This is a genomic window from Hymenobacter rubripertinctus (genome assembly GCF_003583925.1).
Taxonomy (GTDB): Bacteria; Bacteroidota; Bacteroidia; order Cytophagales; family Hymenobacteraceae; genus Hymenobacter; species Hymenobacter rubripertinctus.
The window spans coordinates 111,181-130,353 of sequence record NZ_QYCN01000015.1 but is presented as its reverse complement, the minus strand read 5'-3'; the positions used below and the strand labels follow the sequence as shown (position 1 = coordinate 130,353).

At 63.9% G+C, this 19,173-nt stretch carries 15 protein-coding genes; 11 read left to right on the top strand and 4 right to left on the bottom strand.

Annotated features, from left to right (window positions below):
• Positions 1 to 159: 159 nt before the first annotated feature.
• From D0T11_RS11635 to D0T11_RS11625, 3 genes are all read left to right on the top strand, one after another.
• The gene (locus tag D0T11_RS11635; protein WP_119655957.1) at positions 160 to 1,059 is read left to right on the top strand and encodes a PhzF family phenazine biosynthesis protein; all 900 of its coding nucleotides are present in this window, start codon (positions 160 to 162) and stop codon (positions 1,057 to 1,059) included.
• A gap of 252 nt (positions 1,060 to 1,311) precedes the next feature.
• Complete coding sequence (gene mutM / locus D0T11_RS11630; RefSeq protein WP_119655956.1) at positions 1,312 to 2,133, top strand: DNA-formamidopyrimidine glycosylase; 822 nt, start codon at positions 1,312 to 1,314, stop codon at positions 2,131 to 2,133.
• A 313-nt stretch (positions 2,134 to 2,446) separates the two neighbouring features.
• On the top strand, positions 2,447 to 2,941 hold the full coding sequence (locus tag D0T11_RS11625; protein WP_119655955.1) for a DUF5004 domain-containing protein: 495 nt from the start codon (positions 2,447 to 2,449) through the stop codon (positions 2,939 to 2,941).
• 104 nt (positions 2,942 to 3,045) lie between these two features.
• Here D0T11_RS11625 and D0T11_RS11620 read toward each other — a convergent pair whose 3' ends face one another.
• A complete protein-coding gene (locus tag D0T11_RS11620) occupies positions 3,046 to 4,071 on the bottom strand; it encodes an SDR family NAD(P)-dependent oxidoreductase (RefSeq protein ID WP_119655954.1) in 1,026 nt (341 codons plus the stop codon).
• A 224-nt stretch (positions 4,072 to 4,295) separates the two neighbouring features.
• Here D0T11_RS11620 and D0T11_RS11615 point away from each other — a divergent pair, with 224 nt between their 5' ends.
• On the top strand, positions 4,296 to 4,748 hold the full coding sequence (locus D0T11_RS11615; protein ID WP_119655953.1) for a hypothetical protein: 453 nt from the start codon (positions 4,296 to 4,298) through the stop codon (positions 4,746 to 4,748).
• Between the two features lie 52 nt (positions 4,749 to 4,800).
• On the opposite strand, the gene D0T11_RS11610 is transcribed toward D0T11_RS11615, so the two are convergent.
• Positions 4,801 to 5,571: a sulfite exporter TauE/SafE family protein gene (locus D0T11_RS11610; protein WP_119655952.1), complete on the bottom strand. Its 771-nt coding sequence runs from the start codon at positions 5,569 to 5,571 to the stop codon at positions 4,801 to 4,803.
• A gap of 259 nt (positions 5,572 to 5,830) precedes the next feature.
• On the opposite strand from D0T11_RS11610, the gene D0T11_RS11605 reads away from it, so the two are divergent.
• From D0T11_RS11605 to D0T11_RS11575, 7 genes are all read left to right on the top strand, one after another.
• Positions 5,831 to 7,423, top strand: coding sequence for an MDR family MFS transporter (locus tag D0T11_RS11605; RefSeq protein ID WP_245990779.1), 1,593 nt, complete (start codon positions 5,831 to 5,833; stop codon positions 7,421 to 7,423).
• Positions 7,424 to 7,465: 42 nt separating this feature from the next.
• Positions 7,466 to 8,107 (top strand): CatB-related O-acetyltransferase, encoded by a 642-nt coding sequence (locus D0T11_RS11600; protein WP_119655951.1) that lies wholly within the window; start codon positions 7,466 to 7,468, stop codon positions 8,105 to 8,107.
• A 97-nt stretch (positions 8,108 to 8,204) separates the two neighbouring features.
• The gene (locus D0T11_RS11595) at positions 8,205 to 9,260 is read left to right on the top strand and encodes an LLM class flavin-dependent oxidoreductase (RefSeq protein ID WP_119655950.1); all 1,056 of its coding nucleotides are present in this window, start codon (positions 8,205 to 8,207) and stop codon (positions 9,258 to 9,260) included.
• Between the two features lie 238 nt (positions 9,261 to 9,498).
• Positions 9,499 to 11,952 carry a TonB-dependent receptor gene (locus tag D0T11_RS11590; RefSeq protein ID WP_119655949.1) on the top strand — a complete coding sequence of 818 codons (2,454 nt, stop codon included), beginning with the start codon at positions 9,499 to 9,501 and terminating at the stop codon, positions 11,950 to 11,952.
• A gap of 116 nt (positions 11,953 to 12,068) precedes the next feature.
• Entirely contained in the window at positions 12,069 to 13,292 is a 1,224-nt protein-coding gene (locus D0T11_RS11585) for a PepSY-associated TM helix domain-containing protein (protein WP_119655948.1), read from the top strand.
• Between the two features lie 171 nt (positions 13,293 to 13,463).
• A complete protein-coding gene (locus tag D0T11_RS11580; RefSeq protein WP_119655947.1) occupies positions 13,464 to 14,531 on the top strand; it encodes a bile acid:sodium symporter family protein in 1,068 nt (355 codons plus the stop codon).
• Positions 14,532 to 14,660: 129 nt separating this feature from the next.
• Positions 14,661 to 15,113, top strand: coding sequence for an ankyrin repeat domain-containing protein (locus tag D0T11_RS11575; protein ID WP_182888364.1), 453 nt, complete (start codon positions 14,661 to 14,663; stop codon positions 15,111 to 15,113).
• 128 nt (positions 15,114 to 15,241) lie between these two features.
• On the opposite strand, the gene D0T11_RS11570 is transcribed toward D0T11_RS11575, so the two are convergent.
• Entirely contained in the window at positions 15,242 to 17,896 is a 2,655-nt protein-coding gene (locus tag D0T11_RS11570) for an MGH1-like glycoside hydrolase domain-containing protein (protein ID WP_119655945.1), read from the bottom strand.
• A 181-nt stretch (positions 17,897 to 18,077) separates the two neighbouring features.
• Positions 18,078 to 18,953 (bottom strand): sterol desaturase family protein, encoded by an 876-nt coding sequence (locus D0T11_RS11565; protein WP_119655944.1) that lies wholly within the window; start codon positions 18,951 to 18,953, stop codon positions 18,078 to 18,080.
• Between the last annotated feature and the right edge of the window lie 220 nt (positions 18,954 to 19,173).

Sequence of the window (19,173 nt, the reverse complement as noted above, 5' to 3'; positions counted from 1 at the left end):
GTGAGAAGTGAGAAGTGAGAAGTGAGAAGTGAGAAAAGGAACGTCATTCTGAGCATGTGGCGCATCAAGCCAGTGTGCGGAATGACGTTCTGTTTTTGCCCCTGCCAGCCCATCTATCCGGCCGTTTATCTTTGGGGCTCACTCCTAACTTTTACAGCTATGCCGGTTTATCCGTTTCTGCTGGTGGATGCCTTTACCGATACGGCCCTGGGCGGCAACCCCTGCGCCGTGGTGCTCGATGCCGACGACCTGACCGACGACCAGATGCAACGCCTGGCCCGGGAGTTCAACCAGTCGGAAACGGCCTTTGTGCGCCGCTCGGCGGTGGCCGAGTTCGGGGTGCGCTACTTCACGCCGGGCGAGGAAATCCCGCTGGCCGGCCACCCGACCATTGCCACGCTCACAGCCCTGCTGCATACCGGCCGCCTGGCCCGCCCCGGCAGCGGCCCCCTCGATTTGCACCTGGAGCTGCTCCACGGCCCGGTAGCCATCCGGGTTTCCCCCGCCGAAGCCGGCCAGCCCCACCTCATCCGCATGACCCAGCGCCGCCCCGAGTTCGGGCCGCTGCACGCGCCGGCCGACGTGCTGCCCCTGTTCGGCCTCACCCCGGCCGACCTGCGGCCCGGCTCCGTTGTTCAGACGGTGAGCACCGGTACGCCCCAGCTTATGGTGCTGCTGCGCGACGCGGACACTCTGCGCCGGGCGCATCTGCCCGACCCGGCCGCGCTCGATGCCTACCGCCGCGCCAGCGGCTTCTTCAGCTCCCACCTGTTCTGCCTGGCAGGGGCCACGCCGGCCGGCACCACCTTCGCCCGCCACTTCTGCACCCCGCCCGACCTGCCCGAAGACCCCGTAACGGGCTCGGCCACCGGTGGCATGGCCGCCTACCTCTGGCACTACGGCCTATTGCCGCAGCCCGAGTTCGTGGCCGAGCAGGGCCATTGGATGGGCCGCCCCGGCACGGTGCGGGTACGGGTGCAGGGGCCGCCCGGGGCCATGGAGGCCGTCCACATCGGCGGGCAGGGCGTGGTGGTGGTGCAGGGGGAGCTGCGGCTTTGAAAAGAGCGCAGCGAACAATCTAACAGACCGCCTTTTACCTGCGCGAATACTTCTGCTCACCTCTGCGAGAAAGCCAACTGGCAACAGCGGCCGTACTTGCCTGAGAAGGTGAAAACCGATGCGGTGGCGGCCTCATCAGCAGCCTATTTTCAGCCACAGCTCACAATCGGCGCAGCGGTTTGTTATGGCCTGAGCGAGCCTGAACGGCTCACTTTCCTGCTCGCAAACCTCTCCTCTCCGAAACTCCGCCGAATGCCCGAACTACCCGAGGTCGAAACCTACCGCCGCTTTCTCGATGACCTGGTAGTTGGCCAGACCATTACCACCTTCGAGGTGAAAGATGCCCATGTGCTGGGCACCGAAGAAGATACCCTGCGCCGGGCGCTGGTGGGCCGCACCATCACGGGCACCAGCCGGCTGGGCAAGAACTGCTTTCTGCTGCTCGACGACAGCCGCGTGCTGGTGCTGCACTTTGGCATGAGTGGCGACGTGGGGGCCTACCGCGACGAAGCCGACGCACCCCGCTTCACCCGCGTGGCCCTGCACCTCGACTCGGGCTTGCGCGCGGCCTTCGTTGATCCGCGCAAGTTTGGCCGCATTCGGCTGGCCGAGAGCGTGGCCGCCTACCGCCTGGCCAAAAAGCTCGGCCCCGACGCCCTGGACCTCACCGGAGCCGAACTGACCGACAAGCTGGCCAAGCGCAACACCCTGCTCAAACCCCTGCTGCTCGACCAGCGCCTCACGGCCGGGCTGGGCAACTGGATCGTGGACGAGGTGCTGTTTCAGGCCAAAATTCATCCCGGGCGGGTGGCCAGCAGCCTCACGGCGGCCGAAAGCAAGCGGGTGCACGCGGCCATTCAGCTGGTGCTGCGCACGGCCATTGCCCACGAGGCCAACTACCGCGACTTCCCGGCCAGCTTCCTCATTCATGCCCGCGAATGGGATGATTCCGCTACGCCCGGCACCGACCAGCACCAGTACTGCCCCCGCCACCCCAGTACGCCAATTGTAAAAAGCTATGTCGGGGGCAGGGCCACTTACACCTGCTCCCGGTGTCAGCCGGAAACTAATTAACAGTATAGTACAATTACGACATTCAAGAGCCCGTTGCCAGCCCGGTAGTGGGCTTTTTTATTTTTCCTAGAATTAATCGCCACGTTATCAAGAAAATACACTAATTATTGCACCCATCAGATACCATGTAGTAAAAATCCACCTTTTTACTTAAAGGCCTGAACAACTACGATTTATAATTACTTAGATTTGCACAGCGACAGACACCAAGCTGTTGACGTAGTAGTGAAGTTGGACGTTGGCAGGAAGGTGCGAATCGCAGAGAGACTACCCCTGCCAGCCCAAGGTTGAACATTTACCCAAATTCGTTTTCATGAAGAAACTGCCCGTAATCCTGAGCCTGTTGGCAAGCCCCCTGGTGCTAGCCTCCTGTGAGAAAGAGATTGAAGAGTTGAAGGCCCCCGCCCAGGACGTTGCAGTGGCTGCTACGCAGTCGAAACCGCAGATGCTGGCCGCCGGCGCCTGGCACCTGACCAGCCTCACGCTGGCCACCGCCACCCCGGCCGTTACCACCCCCACCACCGTCGACATTCTGCCCCGCCTGAAGGCTGCCCAGCGCGACAACCTGCACACGTTTAAGGCCGATGGCACGTTCGTGCTGGATGAGGCGGCCCTCAAAGCTCACCCCGAGGCCCCCCAGCAGCTCACCGGCTCCTGGAAGCTCACCGGCGACTCGCTGACCGTAGCGCAGCCCGACGTAACCCGCCATTTCTTCGTGGAAGAGCTCAGCGCCACCACCCTGCGCGTGAAGCTCACCCAGACCGGTGAGCAGGGCACGACCACCTACACCTCGGTGTACGCCCGCTAAATCCGGCATCCGCCACCCAGCGTCATAAGCCAGAATAGCCCGTCCAATTTGGGCGGGCTATTCTGGCTTATGACGCTGGGTGGCGGATGCCGGGCTAAGCGGCCTTAGCATTCATTATTATCGGCGGCGGCCTGTTGGGTGAGGGTAGTCAGCCAGGAGGGGCTGGCCGCCGATTCGCTCTCGTAACCGAAGCGGCGCTCGTTGCCCATCAGGTCGGTGGGGCCGGGCAGGGCCCGGTTGAGCCAGCTGAGCACGTTGGCCGTGGTGCCGGGCAGCAGGCCGTGAAAAGCCGCCAGCAGCTTGGCGGGCAGCCCCAGCACCACCTCGGCTTCGCCCCGGCGGCAGGCATTCCAGATTTCGCGGCCCGCCCTCTCCGCATCCATCGACAGGGCCGGCAACGAGTCGGCCAGGCTGAACCAGGCGTACTCCAGCTGGTGCTGCCCTTTGAGGGTGGCGTTGCGCGGGCTGCCGGTGCGCATCAGGCCGGGGCACACGGTGGTTACCCGGATACCATATTGCAGCAGCTCGGCCCGGAAGCCCTCGGACAACCCCACCAGCGCGAATTTGCCGGCGCTGTAGGGTACCAGATGGGGCACGGCCACCTTGCCGCCCACGGAAGCAATATTCACGATGCGGCCCTCGCCCCGCCGGCGCATATCGGGTAGCACGGCGTGCATAGCGTGCAGCGGGGCCCAGAAATGCACGTTCAGCGAATCTTCGTAGTCGCGCACTTCCATGTGGTTGAGGGCGCCCACGCTGATGACGCCGGCGTTGTTGAGCAGCACATCGATGCTGCCCAGGCGCTGCTGCACCTGCTGCACCATGGCCCGGACTTCGTCGGGGTTGGTCAGGTCGTGGGCCAGGGTCAGCACCTGGGCTCCGTGGGCAGTCAGCTCCTGGCGGGCGCGGGCCAGCTCTTCGGCGTCGCGGGCGCAGATGGCTACGCGGGCCCCTTCGGCCACGGCCTGCCGGGCCAGAATCAGGCCCAGCCCACGCGAGCCGCCCGTGATGAGTACCACGCGGCCGGCCAGCTCGTAGCGGCCGCGGCGGTTGGCATAAAGCGTGGCGGCCAGCAGCCCAACGGCGCTGGCGGCGGCCACCAACCAGGAATTACGGGTATCAGATTTCATAACGGTCGGAAAGGAAGGAGCAGATTATACGCTGTAAGGAATTTAGCGGGGAAAGGTTGCGGAGCCATTGGCAGCAGGCAGTATTTTTGCCCCGGCGGGCAATCTAACTGCCGCCGGACCGTTGTAGTGGGCGGTCGCCGAAAACTGGCACCATCTTTCCTAGCCTGCTCCACCCGCGGCCGTTCGCGGCCGATTTTGTTGTTTTGCTTTTCTTCCTGCTTGTTATGAAAACGTTTCTGCTCCTTGCCGGCCTCACGCTGGCCACCGCACCGGGCCTGCTGGCCCAAACCCCGGCCCGGCCCAAGCCCGCCGCCCGCCCCGCCACTGCGCCGCCCGCGCCCGTCCTCAACGAAGAGCAGATTGCTACCCGCGCCAACGGCCTCACCACCAACATGCAGAAGGCCCTGGGCCTGAACCCCCAACAGGCGGAGCGCGTGGGCCAGATCAACCTCGTGAGCGTGCGCAACGTGGAAACCGCCCGCCACAAATACCGCCAGGACGTGCGCAAGATGGCGGGCGTGATAGAAACCATCGGCCAGTCGCGCCTGGAAATGATGAAGGAAGTGCTCAGTCCCGCCCAGTTCGATAAGTACCAGCGCAAGCGCGAAGAAAAAATGGGCGTGCCCAGCGCCCCCGCCAGCCAGGGCAACCCCGCCCCGGGCCTGCCAGGCTATTAGCAGTGAATGAGTGATGCTTATCGTGGTGCTCGCGTACCACGATAAGCATCACTCATTCACTGAATACCTGCCAGCCCAGCTTCAGAATAAAGGCGCTGACGACCACCAGAAACAGCACCCGCACGAAGCCCGTGCCGTGGCGCAGGGCCAGGTGGGCCCCGATGGTGGAGCCGACAACGTTGCTGGCGGCCATGGGCAGGGCGGCGGCCCACAGAATCTGGCCGGTGTAGGCGAAATAGGCCAGGGCCGTTAGGTTGGTGACGGCATTCACCAGCTTGGCCGAGGCCGAGGCCGAGAGGAAGTCGTAGCCAAACAGGCCCACAAAGGCGAAGAGCAGAAACGAGCCCATGCCGGGGCCGAAAAAACCGTCGTAGAAGCCCAGCACCACGCCCATGGCCGCCCCGTAGTAGGGCTCGCGGCCGGCCGGCAGCCGGGGCGCATGAATACTACCGAAATCCTTGCGCCAGAAGGTGTAGAGGGCAATGGCCACCAACAAGCCCAGCACCAGCGGCGGCAGCAGCTCCTGGGGCAGGTGGCTGACTACCCGCGCCCCCAGAAACGAGAACACGCCCGCCACGGCCGCCGCCGTGCCCACCGCCCGCCACCGTAGCGGCACCTGCCCGGCGTAGCGCCGCAACGCCGCCAGCGTCCCGAGCAACGACGACACCTTGCCCGTGCCCAGAATGGTGGGCACCGGCGTACCCTTGAGCAGCAGCAGCATGGCCGGCAGCTGAATCAGCCCGCCCCCGCCCACCACGGCATCAACCAGACCAGCCAGAAAGGCAAATAAACACAGCAGGGCAATGGTAGTGGCAGTCAGCATAGGCCCGCGAAGGTAATTATCAGTTGTCAGTTGCCAGGGATGGATGAGTTGCCAGTTGCCAGGAGTGAGTTGCCGGGCGAACGTCATTCAGCGCACAGCGAAGAATGACGTTCGCCCGAACCCGTTGAAAATCCCTTGTCACAGCGTCAGCCAGTAAGGCAATATCAGCACGCGAGACTCTTCGCTACGCGCTGAATGACGTTCGCCCGGCAACTCACTCCTGGCAACTGGCAACTGATAAAGCCGTAGAGCGTTGCCTATGACGGAAGACCTGACCCATCGCCAGCGAATGCTCACGTTCGGCGGCGTGCTGCTGGCCATGTTCCTGGGAGCCCTCGACCAGACCATCGTCAGCACGGCGCTGCCGCGCATTGTGGCCGATTTGCACGGGCTGGAGCGCTTTACCTGGGTGGCCACGGCCTACCTGGTGGCCAGCACGGCGCTGGTGCCTATTTATGGCAAGCTGGCTGACACGTACTCGCGGCGCACCATCGAAATCGTGGCCGTGAGCGTGTTTTTACTGGGCTCAATGCTTTGCGGGCTGGCCGGCGAATTCGGCACCCTGCCCTTGCTCGGCGACGGCATGAGCCAGCTCATCGTGTTCCGGGCCGTGCAGGGGTTGGGCGGGGCCGGCCTGTTTGCCATGGCCTTCATTGTCATTGCCGACCTGTTTCCGCCGGCCGAGCGCGGACGCTACCAGGGCTTCGTGGGGGCCGTGTTCGGCACCTCGTCGGTGCTGGGGCCGTTTCTGGGTGGGTTCCTGACCGATAACGGCTCGGGACTGATTCCGGGCGTGGCGGGCTGGCGGCTGGTATTCTACGTGAACCTGCCGCTGGGCGCGTTGGCCTTGTGGTTCATCCTCACCCAAATGCCGCCCCTGCGCCCCCGCACCGAGCGCCGCCGCCTCGACTACCTCTCGATGCTGCTGCTCATTCTGGGGCTGGGCCAGCTCGTTATCGGCTTGCAGCTCAACAAGAACGACTACGGCTGGGGCCACCCGCTCACGCTGGGGCTGCTGGGCGGCGCGGCCTTGCTGCTCACGCTGTTTGTGCGCCGCAGCCTGCGCCACCCCAACCCCATTCTGGCCTTTAGTCTGTTCAAAAACCCGGTGTTTCGGACGGCCAACGCGGCGCTGTTTCTGCTGGGCGGCGCGTTTCTGGGCCTCATCATTTTCGAGCCTTTGTTCATGGTGAACGTGCTGGGCGAAACCGCCACCCGGGCCGGCGTGAGCCTGATTCCGCTCTCGATGGGCGTCGTGACGGGCTCGCTGCTGGCCGGCCAGATGGTGTCGCGCTACGGCCACTACAAGCGCTGGATGCTGGCCGGCCTCGTAGTGCTCATGGTGGGCCTGCTGCTGCTGGCCACCATGCCGGCCACCGTCAGTTACGGGCAGGTGCTCACGTATCTGCTGATTTGCGGGGTGGGCCTGGGTCCGAGCATGCCGCTTTACACGCTGGCCATTCAGAACGCCGTGGAGCCCCGGTTTATCGGGCAGGCCACCTCCGCCAGCCAGTTTTTCCGGCAGATTGGCGGGGCCATTTCGGCCTCCCTGCTGGGGGTCATCCTCACGCTGGGCCTGAGCAGCGCCCTGCCCGCCGCTGGCCCGGCTGGCGGCGTGGCTCCTTCAGCCCCCACGGCTCAGGCGGCACCGGTGGGCGAAGGCCCGGCCGTAGTATCCGCGGGCATCCCTTCTTCGCCGGCGCTCAAAGCGGCCTTTTCGCAGTCGATTTCGCGGGTGTACCTCGTTACGCTGCTGCTGGTGGCGGGGGGCTTCGTGATGACGCTGTTCGTGCCCGAGCTGCCGCTGCGCAAAACCAATGAGGTCGGCCAAGCGCAGCCGGGGCTGGAGTAACCGCGCCGGCGCGCTATTTTCGCGACTCTCTTTCCTGCTTCTATGACTGGTCCTGATCCTGCCACGCTCCACCCGCTGCCGCACCACCGCCGGCTGGTTTTCCTGCGCAACCTCATCACCCGGCCCAACATTGAGGTGGGCGACTATACCTATTACGATGACTTCGAGGACCCCGCCAACTTTGAGCGCAACGTTCTCTACCACTTCGATTTCATTGGCGACCGGCTCATCATCGGTAACTTCTGCGCCCTGGCTTCCGGAGTGAAGTTCATCATGAACGGGGGCAACCACGAAACCGCGCCCGTTTCCACCTTTCCCTTCGCCATTTTCGGCCACGGCTGGGAAACGGCCATGAACGGGCAGTCGGTAGCGGAGAAATACCCCTCGAAGGGCGACACGGTAGTGGGCCACGACGTCTGGATTGGGCACGAGGCCACCATTATGCCCGGCATCCACATCGGCAACGGAGCGGTGGTAGCCACTAAAGCGGTAGTGACGCGCCACGTGCCGGCCTACGCCATAGTGGCCGGCAACCCCGCCACGGTGGTGCGCTACCGGTTCGAGGAGGACACCATTGCCCGCCTCGAAAAGCTGGCGTGGTGGTTCTGGCCGGCCGAGAAAATCACCCGCCACCTGGCCCTGCTCAGCGCGGCCGATGTGGCGGCCCTGGAGCAGGCGGTGTAAGCCTACCACCCGGGGCCGCAAACTACTTCCGGCCGGCCGCTGTTATGCCACCTGTTGCCGCCCGGAGTCGGGCGGCCCTTCCCTTGAGTGCTACTTGATGACTACTGAAAATAAAATCCAGCTCAGCGTCCTCGACCAGTCGCCGGTGCCGTTGGGGCGCACGCCCCGCGAGGCGTTGCTGCACACCGTGGACCTGGCCCGCCTCACCGACTGCCTGGGCTACACCCGCTTCTGGGTGAGCGAGCACCACAACACCCGCACGCTGGCCGGCTCGTCGCCGGAGGTGCTGCTGGGCCGGCTGGGAGCCGAAACCAGCCGCATCCGGCTGGGCTCGGGTGGGGTGATGCTGCCCCATTATTCGGCCCTGAAAGTGGCCGAGAACTTCCGCCTGCTCGAAACGCTCTACCCCGGCCGCATCGATCTGGGCATCGGCCGCGCCCCCGGCACCGACCGCGTGACGGCCCACGCCCTCAACCCCCACAACCAGTTCAACGACCAGGATTTCGTGGAACAGCTCCTGGACCTGCGCGCCTACCTGCGCGACGAGCCGGTGGCCGATACTACCCACGCCCGGGTGAAAGCCGCGCCTTTCGCCGATACGGTACCCGAAATGTGGCTGCTGAGCTCCAGCGGGCAAAGCGGCCTGTTTGCGGCCCACGTGGGCGCGGCCTTCAGCTTCGCCCATTTCATCAACCCCAACGGCGGCCCGAAGATGGTGGACCTGTACCGGGAGCGGTTCCGGCCCTCGCCCGAGCTGGCCGCGCCCCAGGCCAACGTGGCCATTTTCGTGGTCTGCGCCGACACGGCCGGCCGTGCCCAGCTGCTGGCCGACAACTTGGCCCTGCAAATGCTCAAGCTCGAAACCGGCCAGTTCACGCCCATCGAAGCGGCCGAAATGGTCAACGTAGCCGCCCTCTCGCCCGACCTCCAGGCCCGCCTCGCCTACCATCACCAGCGTATCATCAGCGGCACGCCCGATAAGGTGAAGGCCGAAATTGAGGCCCTGGCCGCCAGCTACGGCGTGAATGAAGTGGTGGCCGTCACCATCACCCACGACTACGACGACCGGCTCCGCTCCTACGAGCTGCTGGCCGACGCCTTTGCCCTGAATAGGACACCCACCCAACCGGCGATGGCCGCTACGACCGGTTAGTAAGGCCGGCCGCAACTACGCCCGGTTTCACCCTTCTCGCAAAGAGCCCAACCCTATCGGTTGGGCTCTTTGCTTGACAATGGGTATGGAAGAAGCCAGACCATACTGCTAGTACCGCTGATATTCAACGATCTGTATTCTAAATAGAATTTATCTAAATAGTTATTTGTAATTAATCTAAATAGCGAAGAGCTTTGCATTGTTTTACATCCACCCAAACAAGCATTCCTTCCTCTGTATGAAACAACTTCTCCCTTTCCTGTCCCTGCTGACTCTGCCCATAGCGTACGCAACGCCGGCCCCGGCCACTACGGTGCTCTTTTCCACGCATTCCGACGGCGAGGCCGCACAGCGGGGCCGTCTGACGGGCCAGGTGCTGAGTGCCCGGCGCGAGCCGGTGGAAGGACTGTCGGTGGCGCTGAAAGGCACTTCTTTTGGCACGATGACGGGTTCCGACGGGCAGTTCCGGCTATCGGCCCCGGCAGGCACGTATCAGTTGGTTGTCAGCGGCCTGGGCTACGCCACCCAGGAGTTGGCCGTGGCAGTAACCGGCGGCGAAACCACGGTTCTGCCCACCATTGTAGCCCCTGCCAGCCAGCAGCAGCTCCACGGGGTAACCGTAACGGGCTCACGCACCCTCAACGACCAGCCCGTGGCCATCGGCAAGCTGCCGGTGCGGCCCCTGGACTTGCCCCAGAGCATCGCCACGATTCCCCAACCGGTGCTGGAACAGCAGCAAACGCTGCGCCTGAGCGACGTGCTGGCCAATGTGAGCGGGGTGTATGTGATGGGCACCACCGGCGGTACCCAAGAGGAGCTAGCCAGCCGGGGCTTCGCGATGGGCTCGAACAATACCTTTAAAAACGGTGCGCGCTTCAACAACGGCATCCTGCCTGAGGTCAGCTCCCTGGAGTCGTTTGAAGTGCTGAAGGGCAGCGCGGCCATCCTGTTCGGCAACGTGGCTGCAGGTGGGATAGTGAACCTGGTGACCAAAAAGCCACGCTTTGCGCCGGGCGGCTCCCTTGGGCTGCGGGTGGGCTCGTTCGATTTCTACAAGCCGATGCTGGACATGTACGGGGCCGTGGGCTCCTCCGAGCACGTGGCCTACCGCCTGAACGCCACCTACGAAACGGCCCGCTCGTTCCGCGATGGGGTATCGTCGGAGCGGGTGTACGCCAACCCTTCACTGCTGTTCAAGCTGGGTGGCAAAACCGAGGTGCTGGTGGAAGGCGACTACCTGCGCGACGACCGGACGCCCGATTACGGCGTGGGGGCCATTAACTACCGCCTCGTGAACGGGCCGCGCGGCCGCTTTTTGGGGGCCGGCTGGGTCAACAATCAAACCACTCAGCGTAGCCTCAGCACCACTTTCAGTCACCGCCTGAACGCCGCCTGGCAGCTGCGCGGCCTGGCCTCCTACCAAGGCTACGACAACGACCAGCTGCGGATTTCGCGCCCGACCAACGTGCAGGATAACGGCGACTTTGCCCGCAGCGCCCAACGCGGCGGCACGATGCAGGACTACTTTTTGGGCCAGATAGATCTGACCGGTAAGTTTGAGACCGGCCCGCTGACCCACGCCGTGCTGGTGGGGGCCGATGCCGATAAGTACAACACGACCAACCTAAGCTACTCCTCCCAGGCCTACGACGTCATCAACATCCTGCGCCCCGAGAACTCGCCCCAGCGCCGCACCGATACGCCCACACCCGCGCTGGCCAGCCGCAGCCATGCGCCCATCCGGCGGGCGGGCGCTTACGCGCAGGACCTGGTGGGCCTCGGGGAGCACCTGAAACTGCTGGCCGGCGTGCGCTACAGCTACCAGGAATCGGGCACGAAGAAGCTGACTTACAAGGACAACCAACTGAGCCAGGCGACCCCCAGCTACGACGACGCCTTCTCGCCGCGCTTCGGGGTAGTGTACCAGCCCATCAGCACAACATCGGTTTTCGCCTCCTACGCCAACTCATTTACCCTCAACTCGGGGCAGGACGTGCATGGGGGCGCGCTGGCGCCCAGCCTGTTCAATCAGTACGAAGTGGGCGTGAAGAACGACCTGTTCCACGGGCTGCTCTCGGCCAACCTGACAGCCTACCGCATCGTGAACAGCAACCAGGCCCAGACCATTCAGGAGTTTCTGGCTCCCGGCCTGAGGAACCCGGCCTTCAACCCCGACCGCAGCGACGCCCGAGAGCTGGCGGGCGAAGTGACCAGCAAGGGCCTAGAGCTGGACGTGATGAGCAAGCCCTACCAGGGCTGGAGCTTTATCGCGGGCTACAGCTACAATCACACGGCCTACACCAGGAGCACCCTATATAAGGAGGGCGACCTGCTGCGCTACAACCCCAGCCACACAGCAAACCTGAGCGCCTATTACACCGTGCAAAACAGCCCTCTCAAGGGCTTGCAGGGCGGGCTGCTGGCCTATTACGTGGGTGAGCGGCAGGCGGGCCGCAACTACCGCACCCTCTACGACAAAAACGGCCATCTCACGCCCGACAACCGCCAGCTCATCGCCCTGTCCGCCTATGCCCAACTCGACGCCACCATTGGCTACTCCTGGCAGGTGCTGACCTTGCGCCTGAAAGCAGCCAACCTGCTTAATGAGCTGAGCTACAACGTGCACGACGACAACAGCGTGAACCCCATCGCGCCGCGCAACTACGCCGCCACCCTCACTTACTCGTTCTAACCCGGCCGGCACCCAACACGCCGGCCACACAGGCTCCGGGTCTGCCCCCCCCCCTGCTGAGCACCTCCCGCTTTTTGTACCCGCTGCCTGAGAACCCGCACCTGAGACCTTGACCTATGAAAACGTTTTTCCGCAACATTCACCTCTACCTCAGCCTCGTGTCGGGGCTGGTTATTGCCGTCGTGTGCCTCACGGGGGCAGGCCTCGTCTTTGAGAAAGAGCTGGAGCAAACCTGGCACCCGGAGCGCTACTTTGTAGCGCCTGCGGCTACCCAGCGCCCGCTCAGTGAGCTGACTACCGCCGTACGGGCCTACAAACCAGGAAGCCGGATTACGGGCCTGAAAGTGTACGCCGACCCCGGCCGGACCGTGGAATTCACGCTGGCCGACGTGCCGGCGGAGGTGCCCAAAGCCGGCGCGCGGGCCGGGCGCGGCAACGACCAGGCTGCGGGTAGTGAGAACGCCCGAGACGGGAAAAGCGGTGAGGCAGGCAAAGCAGGCGGCGAAGGAGGCCGGGGTCCCACGGTATTCGTGAACCCCGGCACGGCGGCCATCACCGGAGAGCTCAACTACCGCGAAACCGTTTTCTTTACCCTGATGGCCGTGCACCGCGGTATGGTGGGTGGGACCGTGGGCAAGCTGGTGGTGGGCGTGAGTACGGTGCTGTTCCTGTTCATCCTCGGAACGGGCCTCGTACTGTGGTGGCCGGCTACGCGCAAGGCCGTAAAGCAGCGGCTGAACGTGAAGTGGAGCGGGGGCTGGAAGCGGCTCAACCACGATTTGCATATCGTGCTGGGCTTCTACGCGGCCCTGTTCCTGTTCGTGTTTGCCTTCACGGGCCTGGCCTGGTCGTTCGAGTGGTTCAACAACGGCATCTACGCCCTAACCAACTCGCCGCTGGAACGACCCGTGCCACCCGTATCGGCGGCCCCTACGGCGGCGGCGGCTTTCACGCCCGATGCGGCCCTGACCCTGGCCCGGCAGCTGGCTCCGGCCGCCCGCTTCTACTCCCTGCAACTGCCCAAGGATGCGGCGGGTAGCATCCGGGTCGCCACGCTCCGCCCCGGGGCCGCCTACGACAACGCTACCGACGAAATCTACCTCGACCAGTACAGCGGCCGGCTCCTCCAGACCCAAACCTACGAGCAGCGCAGCCTGGGCCAGCGGGTGCGCGGCCTGTTCAAGCCCGTGCATACCGGGGCCATTTTTGGGTGGCCTTCCAAAATCATTAGCCTGCTCATGTGCCTGCTGGGCTTCACCTTTCCCATTACCGGGACTATTCTGTGGCTGAACCGCCTGAAGAAAGCCCGCAAAAAATCGGCACGGCAGTTGGTCGCCTGAGATATTACGCCCCCGCCCCATGCGCGGCCGGCCACTCGGCGCAGGCTCCGCACCCCGCTTGCTCAGGCCCCCTGGCCGGTTTAACGGTGCTGCCTGATTACGCGCAAGAATCCCATGAAGAGTAAACGCGCCGACCCGGTTTGGGCCGGCGCGTTTACTTTTGCGGCCACTATGCCCACACCCGCTGCCCGCCCCCAAGCTTCCGCCCCACTGCCCGCTCCCGAAAACCGCCTGCTGGCCCTGTTACGCCGCCTCGGCTTGCTCGACTGGTTTCTGCCCGCGCTGGTGGGTGTGGTGGGGCTGGCCTACCTGGTGCCGCAGGTGGGCAGCAAGGCCAGTCCGCTGCCCTGGAACATCATCACGACGGGTGGGGTAGCGCTGGTGTTTTTCTTTTACGGCCTGCGGCTGAGTCTCGACAAGCTGCGCACCGGCACCCGCAACTGGCGGCTGCACCTAGTGGTGCAGGGCACCACGTTCGTGCTGTTTCCGCTGCTGGCACTGGCGGCCCGCCCGCTGTTTGGTAGTGACCAGGGCCGGCTGTTGTGGCAGAGCATTTTCTTTCTGTGCACGCTGCCGAGCACGGTTTCCACCTCGGTCGTGATGGTGAGTCTGGGGCGGGGCAACGTGCCGGCGGCCATTTTCAACGCCAGCATCAGCTCGCTGGCCGGCATCGTGCTCACGCCGCTGTGGGTGCGGGCCGTGCTGCACCCGCCCGGCGCCGAGGGCTCCGACCTGAGCGGGCTGGCCCTGAGTCTGGTCTGGCAGGTGGTGTTGCCGGTAGCGGCGGGCATGCTGCTCAACCCCCGCTTCGGCGAGTGGACGGAGCGCCATAAGGGCCGTTTGCGCATCCTCGATCAGGTGATTATCCTGAGCATCGTCTTTACCTCCTTCTGCGAGTCGTTTGCCGAAGGCGTGTTTGGCAGCTACGCGCCGGCGAGCGTGGCGCTGCTGGCGGCCGGCATGGTGGGGCTGTACTTCCTGGTATTCGGGCTGGTGGCGGGCCTCAGCCGGCTGCTGGGCTTCGCGGCGGCCGACCGCACGACGGCCATTTTCTGCGGCTCCAAGAAGTCGCTGGTGCACGGCAGCGTGATGGCGAGCCTGCTGTTTCCGGCCACCGCCGCCACCGGGGCGCTGCTGCTGCCGCTCATGCTCTACCACGCCCTCCAGATTATTCTGGCCAGCGTGATGGCCCAGCGGTTCGGGCGGCAGGCGGGGGCGGAAACCGTTGCGCCCGGGTAGGCTGAATTGGCTTTTGGGCAGATGACTGGCCGGGCCGCAGGCAGGCTTTCAGGGCGCAGTCCGGAGCAGTTAGCGGCCAAAATGCTACCTTACGGCCACTTTGCCTTCCTTTTACTCCAGTTTCCCGGCATGAAAAAACTTCTTCTTGCTTTTGCGCTATTTCTGGCCGCCGGCTCCATCGCCCGGGCCCAGACGACGCCCACCCAGAAAGTGTACGCGGCCGTGGCCAAAAATCAGCCGGCCGAAGTAGCCACCCTGCTCGCCGCCGGGGCCGACGCCAACGCCCCCGTCGAGATGATGCCCGGCTTCCCGACCACCTTCCTGATCATCGCCGCCAGCAACGGCCACCTCGACGTAGTGAAGGCTCTGCTCAAAAACAAAGCCCAGATAGACAAAACCGACTCGTTCGCCATGACGCCCCTGATGGCCGCCGCCGCCAACGGCAGCCTCGACGTAGTGGAGTTTCTGCTCGCCAGCGGGGCCAACCCCAAGGCCCGGGACAAGGACGGTAAAGACGTACTGGCCGCCGCCAAAGAAGGCGAAAACGAGGCCGTCATCAAGCTGATAAAAAGTAAGCTGTAATTTGCACAGATGCCAAAACGACTGTCATCCTGACGAAGAAAGGACTTGGTGAGAAGCGAATCTAACGTGTAGATCTGCCTCTTACCAGGTCCTTCCTTCGTCAGGATGACAGTCGTTTTATTGATTCCCTACTCGTAGCCCTGGTAGCGCAGTAGCCGCACCACCAGGCCGGTCCAGCCGGTTTGGTGGCTCGCGCCGAGGCCCCGGCCGGTGTCGCCGTGGAAGTACTCGTGGAAGAGCAGGTGGTCTTTGAAGTGGGGGTCGGTTTGCAGCAGCTCGTCGCCGTTGAAGGCAGCACGGCGGCCGTTTTCATCCTTGAGAAACAGCCGCGTGAGGCGGGCCGAGAGGGCCTCGGCAATCTGGTTGAGCGTGTGCATCTGGCCCGATCCGGTCGGGTATTCCACCTGGAAGGCGTCGCCGTAGTAGGCGTAGAAGCGCTGCAACGACTCGATGATGAGGTAGTTGATGGGAAACCAGATGGGGCCGCGCCAGTTACTGTTGCCCCCGAACATGCTACTTTCGGCTTCGCCCGGCACGTACTGCACCGTGAAATCGGTTTCGGGCGTGCTGAACACGTACGGGTTTTCCAGGTGGTCGCGCGACATGGACCGGATGCCGTAGTCGGAGAGGAACTCGCTTTCGTCGAGCATGCGCTTGAGCAGGGCCCGCAGGCGGGAGCGGCGTAGCAGGCTCAGCAGGTGGCGGGCGCTCTTGCCCTTCTCGCGCCAGCGGGCTACCAGCTGGGCCAAATGGGGCCGGTTTTCGAGCAGCCAACGGGCCCGCTCCGTGAAATCGGGCAGCGAATTGAGCAGTTCCTCATCAATTACTTCGACGGCAAACAGCGGAATCAGGCCCACGATGGAGCGCACCTTGAGCATAGTGCGGGCGTCGTCGGGGGTGTGTAGCACGTCGTAGTAGAACTGGTCTTCCTCGTCCCAGAGGTTGAACTGGCCGTCGCCGCCCCGGGTCATGGCGTCGGCGATGTAGAGAAAATGCTCGAAGAACTTGCCCGCCATTTCCTGGTACACCGAGTTGTGGCGGGCCAGCTCCATGGCAATGCGCATCATGTTGAGGGCGAACATGGCCATCCAGCTCGTGCCGTCCGACTGCTCGATGTGGCCGCCGGTGGGCAGCGGGGCGCTCCGATCGAACACACCAATGTTGTCGAGGCCCAGGAAGCCGCCTTCGAACACGTTCCGGTCGCTTTTATCCTTGCGGTTCACCCACCAGGTAAAGTTGAGGGCCAGCTTATGGAACACGGCCTCCAGAAAGGCCGGGTCGCCGTGGCCGGTGAGCTTCTTGTCCATCTGGTACACCCGCCAGGTGGCCCAGGCGTGCACCGGCGGGTTCACGTCGGACAGGTGCCACTCGTAGGCCGGCAGCTGGCCGTTGGGGTGCATATACCAGTCGCGACAGAGCAGCCGGAGCTGGTTTTTGGCGAACTCGGCGTCCACCATCGCCAGCGGAATGCAATGGAAAGCCAGGTCCCAGGCCGCGTACCAGGGGTACTCCCAGGTATCGGGCATCGAGATGATGTCGTGGTTGTGCAGGTGGCGCCAGTTGTGGTTGCGCCCCTTACGGCGGCGGCTGGCAGCGGGCCGGGGCAGGGCGGGGTCGCCGTCGAGCCATTGGGCCACGTCATAGTAATAAAACTGCTTGCTCCAGAGCATGCCCGCGAAGGCCTGGCGCTGCACGTTGCGGGCATCGGCGCTTTCGGGCAGGTCTTCCTGCACGCACTCGTAAAACTCGTCGCCCTCCCGTTGCCGGTCATCAAACAAGGCCTCGAAGTTGCCAAACGGCGCGTCATGGGCATGCTGGCTCAGGCGCACCTGCACGGTCACCGATTCGCCGGCCGGTATGCTGGGCAGGTGGCAGTGCACGGCCATTTTGGTACCCCGGCGGGCGGGGTTAACAGCCGTAACGTCTCCTTCTACTACGTAATCGTTGATACCATCCTTGAAGTAGCGGCTTGGATTGTGGTAGTTGGCAGTGCTGCCAGTGCGGTACGCGTTGGTGTCGTTGTCGCAGAACAGCAACTCAGCCTCGGGCTGGTCGCAGTAGAAGTGGTACTGGCCCAGGGTAGGATGCTCCACTAGCACGGCCCCGGGACCGTTGGCGGCCAGCACGGGCCGGATTTCCTGGCCAGGATAACCCCAGCTCCAGGTGTTGCGAAACCAGAGGTGGGGCAGCAAATGCAGCTCGGCCGCCTCGGGTCCGCGGTTGTGGGCCGTGATGCGGAGCAGAATGTCGTCGGCTTCCGCCTTGGCGTATTCCACGAACACGTCGAAGTAGCGGCTCTCATGGAAGATGCCGGTGTCAAGCAGCTCAAATTCTGGCTCCTGGCGGGTGCGGGCGGCATTTTCGTGCACCAGCCGCTTATAAGGAAACTCAGCCTGCGGATACTTATAAAGCATCCGCATGTAAGAGTGCGTGGGCGTGCTGTCGAGGTAGTAATACAGCTCCTTCACGTCCTCGCCGTGGTTGCCCTCGGGGTTGGTCAGGCCGAACAGGCGCTCCTTGAGCAACTCGTCCTGGCCGTTCCAGAGGCCTACGGCCAGGCACAAGCGCTGCTCGTCGTCGCTGATACCGCCGATGCCGTCCTCGCCCCAACGGTAGGCGGTGCTACGGGCCATGTCGTGGGTGAGGAAGCTCCAGGCCTGCCCATCGGGGCTGTAATCCTCGCGGACCGTGCCCCACTGCCGCTCAGTCAGGTAGGGGCCAAATTTCTTCCAGGGAGTGGTCAGGGCGTTGGCTTCGGCCAGCCGCAGTTGTTCGTGCGTCATAAAAAGAATCGGGCCGGCCAATGGCCGCCGGTTCAGGAAACCAAAAATCGGACCCTGTTAAGCCGGCAAAGATACCGACTGTTCGTTTCTCGTTGTTTGTTTTTCGTTTTTCGGCAGGGCATACTGTACGGTAGGAGCTGCCGAAAAACGAAAAACAAACAATGAGAAACGAAAACCTGCCCTACTCCGCCAGTTTCGTAACCGGCCCGGCATACTCGGGATGCTCGGGCGCCTCGCCGTTGGGCAAGGCCCACTCGTCGAGCGGCTCCAGGGGCAGGGCTATCAGGCGGGCCACGGTCTGGCCGGCCGGGTCGGAGAAGGCGGGCACGCCGATGGTGATATCCTGCTGGGGCACGTTGAGGCGCAGCGTGCGGTGGAGCCGGTCCCAGAGGGTGAGCACGACGCCGAAGTTGCTCTGCGTTTCGCGGTCGACCATGGAGTGATGGATGCCGTGGGCCCGGGGCGTGACCATGAACGGGGCCAGGCGGCGCTCCACTTCGTAGGGCAGCTCCAGGTTGGTATGGTGAAAGGCCGTACAGGCTTCAAATACCACCTCGAAGCCCAGCGCCGTGGAGCCGCGCACGCCCAGCAGGGCCGCAATGCCGGCCCGGTATGGAATGCTGGCCAGCATCTCACCGAAATGAAACCGCCAAGCCGTGGTCAGGTCCATGTCGAGGTCGCAGTGGTGCACGCGGTGGAAGCGCCAGAGCAGCGGCGAGTGCAGCAGCCGATGCCAGGAGTAGCCCAGGTAGTCGAGCAGCAGCACTTCGGCCAGCATCCGGGCTGGCTCGGGCAGGCGCGAGAGGGGCGTGCGGTACGGGGCCATGAGGTTGCCCAGGCCCACCATGGCGGGCAGCAGCGTGAGGCGCATGGCCGGCAGCGAGGGCGCGGCCACCAGCACATTGCGCATCCACCGCTCGGTACGGGGCCGGGTGCGCTTGCGCAGGGGCTTGCGGGTTTCGAACAACAGCAGGCCCAGGCCCACCACGGCCAGGATGGGGGTTCCCCACTTATCGAAACGCTTGAGCAGGGGGTGAGATACGGGGAGTAGGTTCATGGTGATTGGGGAGGTGGCTAATGCTAGCGCTTAAGGCTAGCTTCCCTCCTTGGGAAGGAGGGACTGGGGGTGGTTGACGCTATTTGAACAATCTGTAAAGCTAGAAATTCATGGGTTGTTCAGACGAATCAACCACCCGCAGCCCCTCCTTTCCAAGGAGGGAAGCTAGGTTCTAACCTTAATTTCTGGTTAGCCCCTGCGTTTCCGCCTTCATAACCAA

Coding starts and splice junctions, on each gene's coding strand:
- D0T11_RS11635 (WP_119655957.1), top strand. CDS start 160: ATGCCGGTTTATCCGTTTCTGCTGGTGGATGCCTTTACCGATACGGCC.
- mutM (WP_119655956.1), top strand. CDS start 1,312: ATGCCCGAACTACCCGAGGTCGAAACCTACCGCCGCTTTCTCGATGAC.
- D0T11_RS11625 (WP_119655955.1), top strand. CDS start 2,447: ATGAAGAAACTGCCCGTAATCCTGAGCCTGTTGGCAAGCCCCCTGGTG.
- D0T11_RS11620 (WP_119655954.1), bottom strand. CDS start 4,071: ATGAAATCTGATACCCGTAATTCCTGGTTGGTGGCCGCCGCCAGCGCC.
- D0T11_RS11615 (WP_119655953.1), top strand. CDS start 4,296: ATGAAAACGTTTCTGCTCCTTGCCGGCCTCACGCTGGCCACCGCACCG.
- D0T11_RS11610 (WP_119655952.1), bottom strand. CDS start 5,571: ATGCTGACTGCCACTACCATTGCCCTGCTGTGTTTATTTGCCTTTCTG.
- D0T11_RS11605 (WP_245990779.1), top strand. CDS start 5,831: ATGACGGAAGACCTGACCCATCGCCAGCGAATGCTCACGTTCGGCGGC.
- D0T11_RS11600 (WP_119655951.1), top strand. CDS start 7,466: ATGACTGGTCCTGATCCTGCCACGCTCCACCCGCTGCCGCACCACCGC.
- D0T11_RS11595 (WP_119655950.1), top strand. CDS start 8,205: ATGACTACTGAAAATAAAATCCAGCTCAGCGTCCTCGACCAGTCGCCG.
- D0T11_RS11590 (WP_119655949.1), top strand. CDS start 9,499: ATGAAACAACTTCTCCCTTTCCTGTCCCTGCTGACTCTGCCCATAGCG.
- D0T11_RS11585 (WP_119655948.1), top strand. CDS start 12,069: ATGAAAACGTTTTTCCGCAACATTCACCTCTACCTCAGCCTCGTGTCG.
- D0T11_RS11580 (WP_119655947.1), top strand. CDS start 13,464: ATGCCCACACCCGCTGCCCGCCCCCAAGCTTCCGCCCCACTGCCCGCT.
- D0T11_RS11575 (WP_182888364.1), top strand. CDS start 14,661: ATGAAAAAACTTCTTCTTGCTTTTGCGCTATTTCTGGCCGCCGGCTCC.
- D0T11_RS11570 (WP_119655945.1), bottom strand. CDS start 17,896: ATGACGCACGAACAACTGCGGCTGGCCGAAGCCAACGCCCTGACCACT.
- D0T11_RS11565 (WP_119655944.1), bottom strand. CDS start 18,953: ATGAACCTACTCCCCGTATCTCACCCCCTGCTCAAGCGTTTCGATAAG.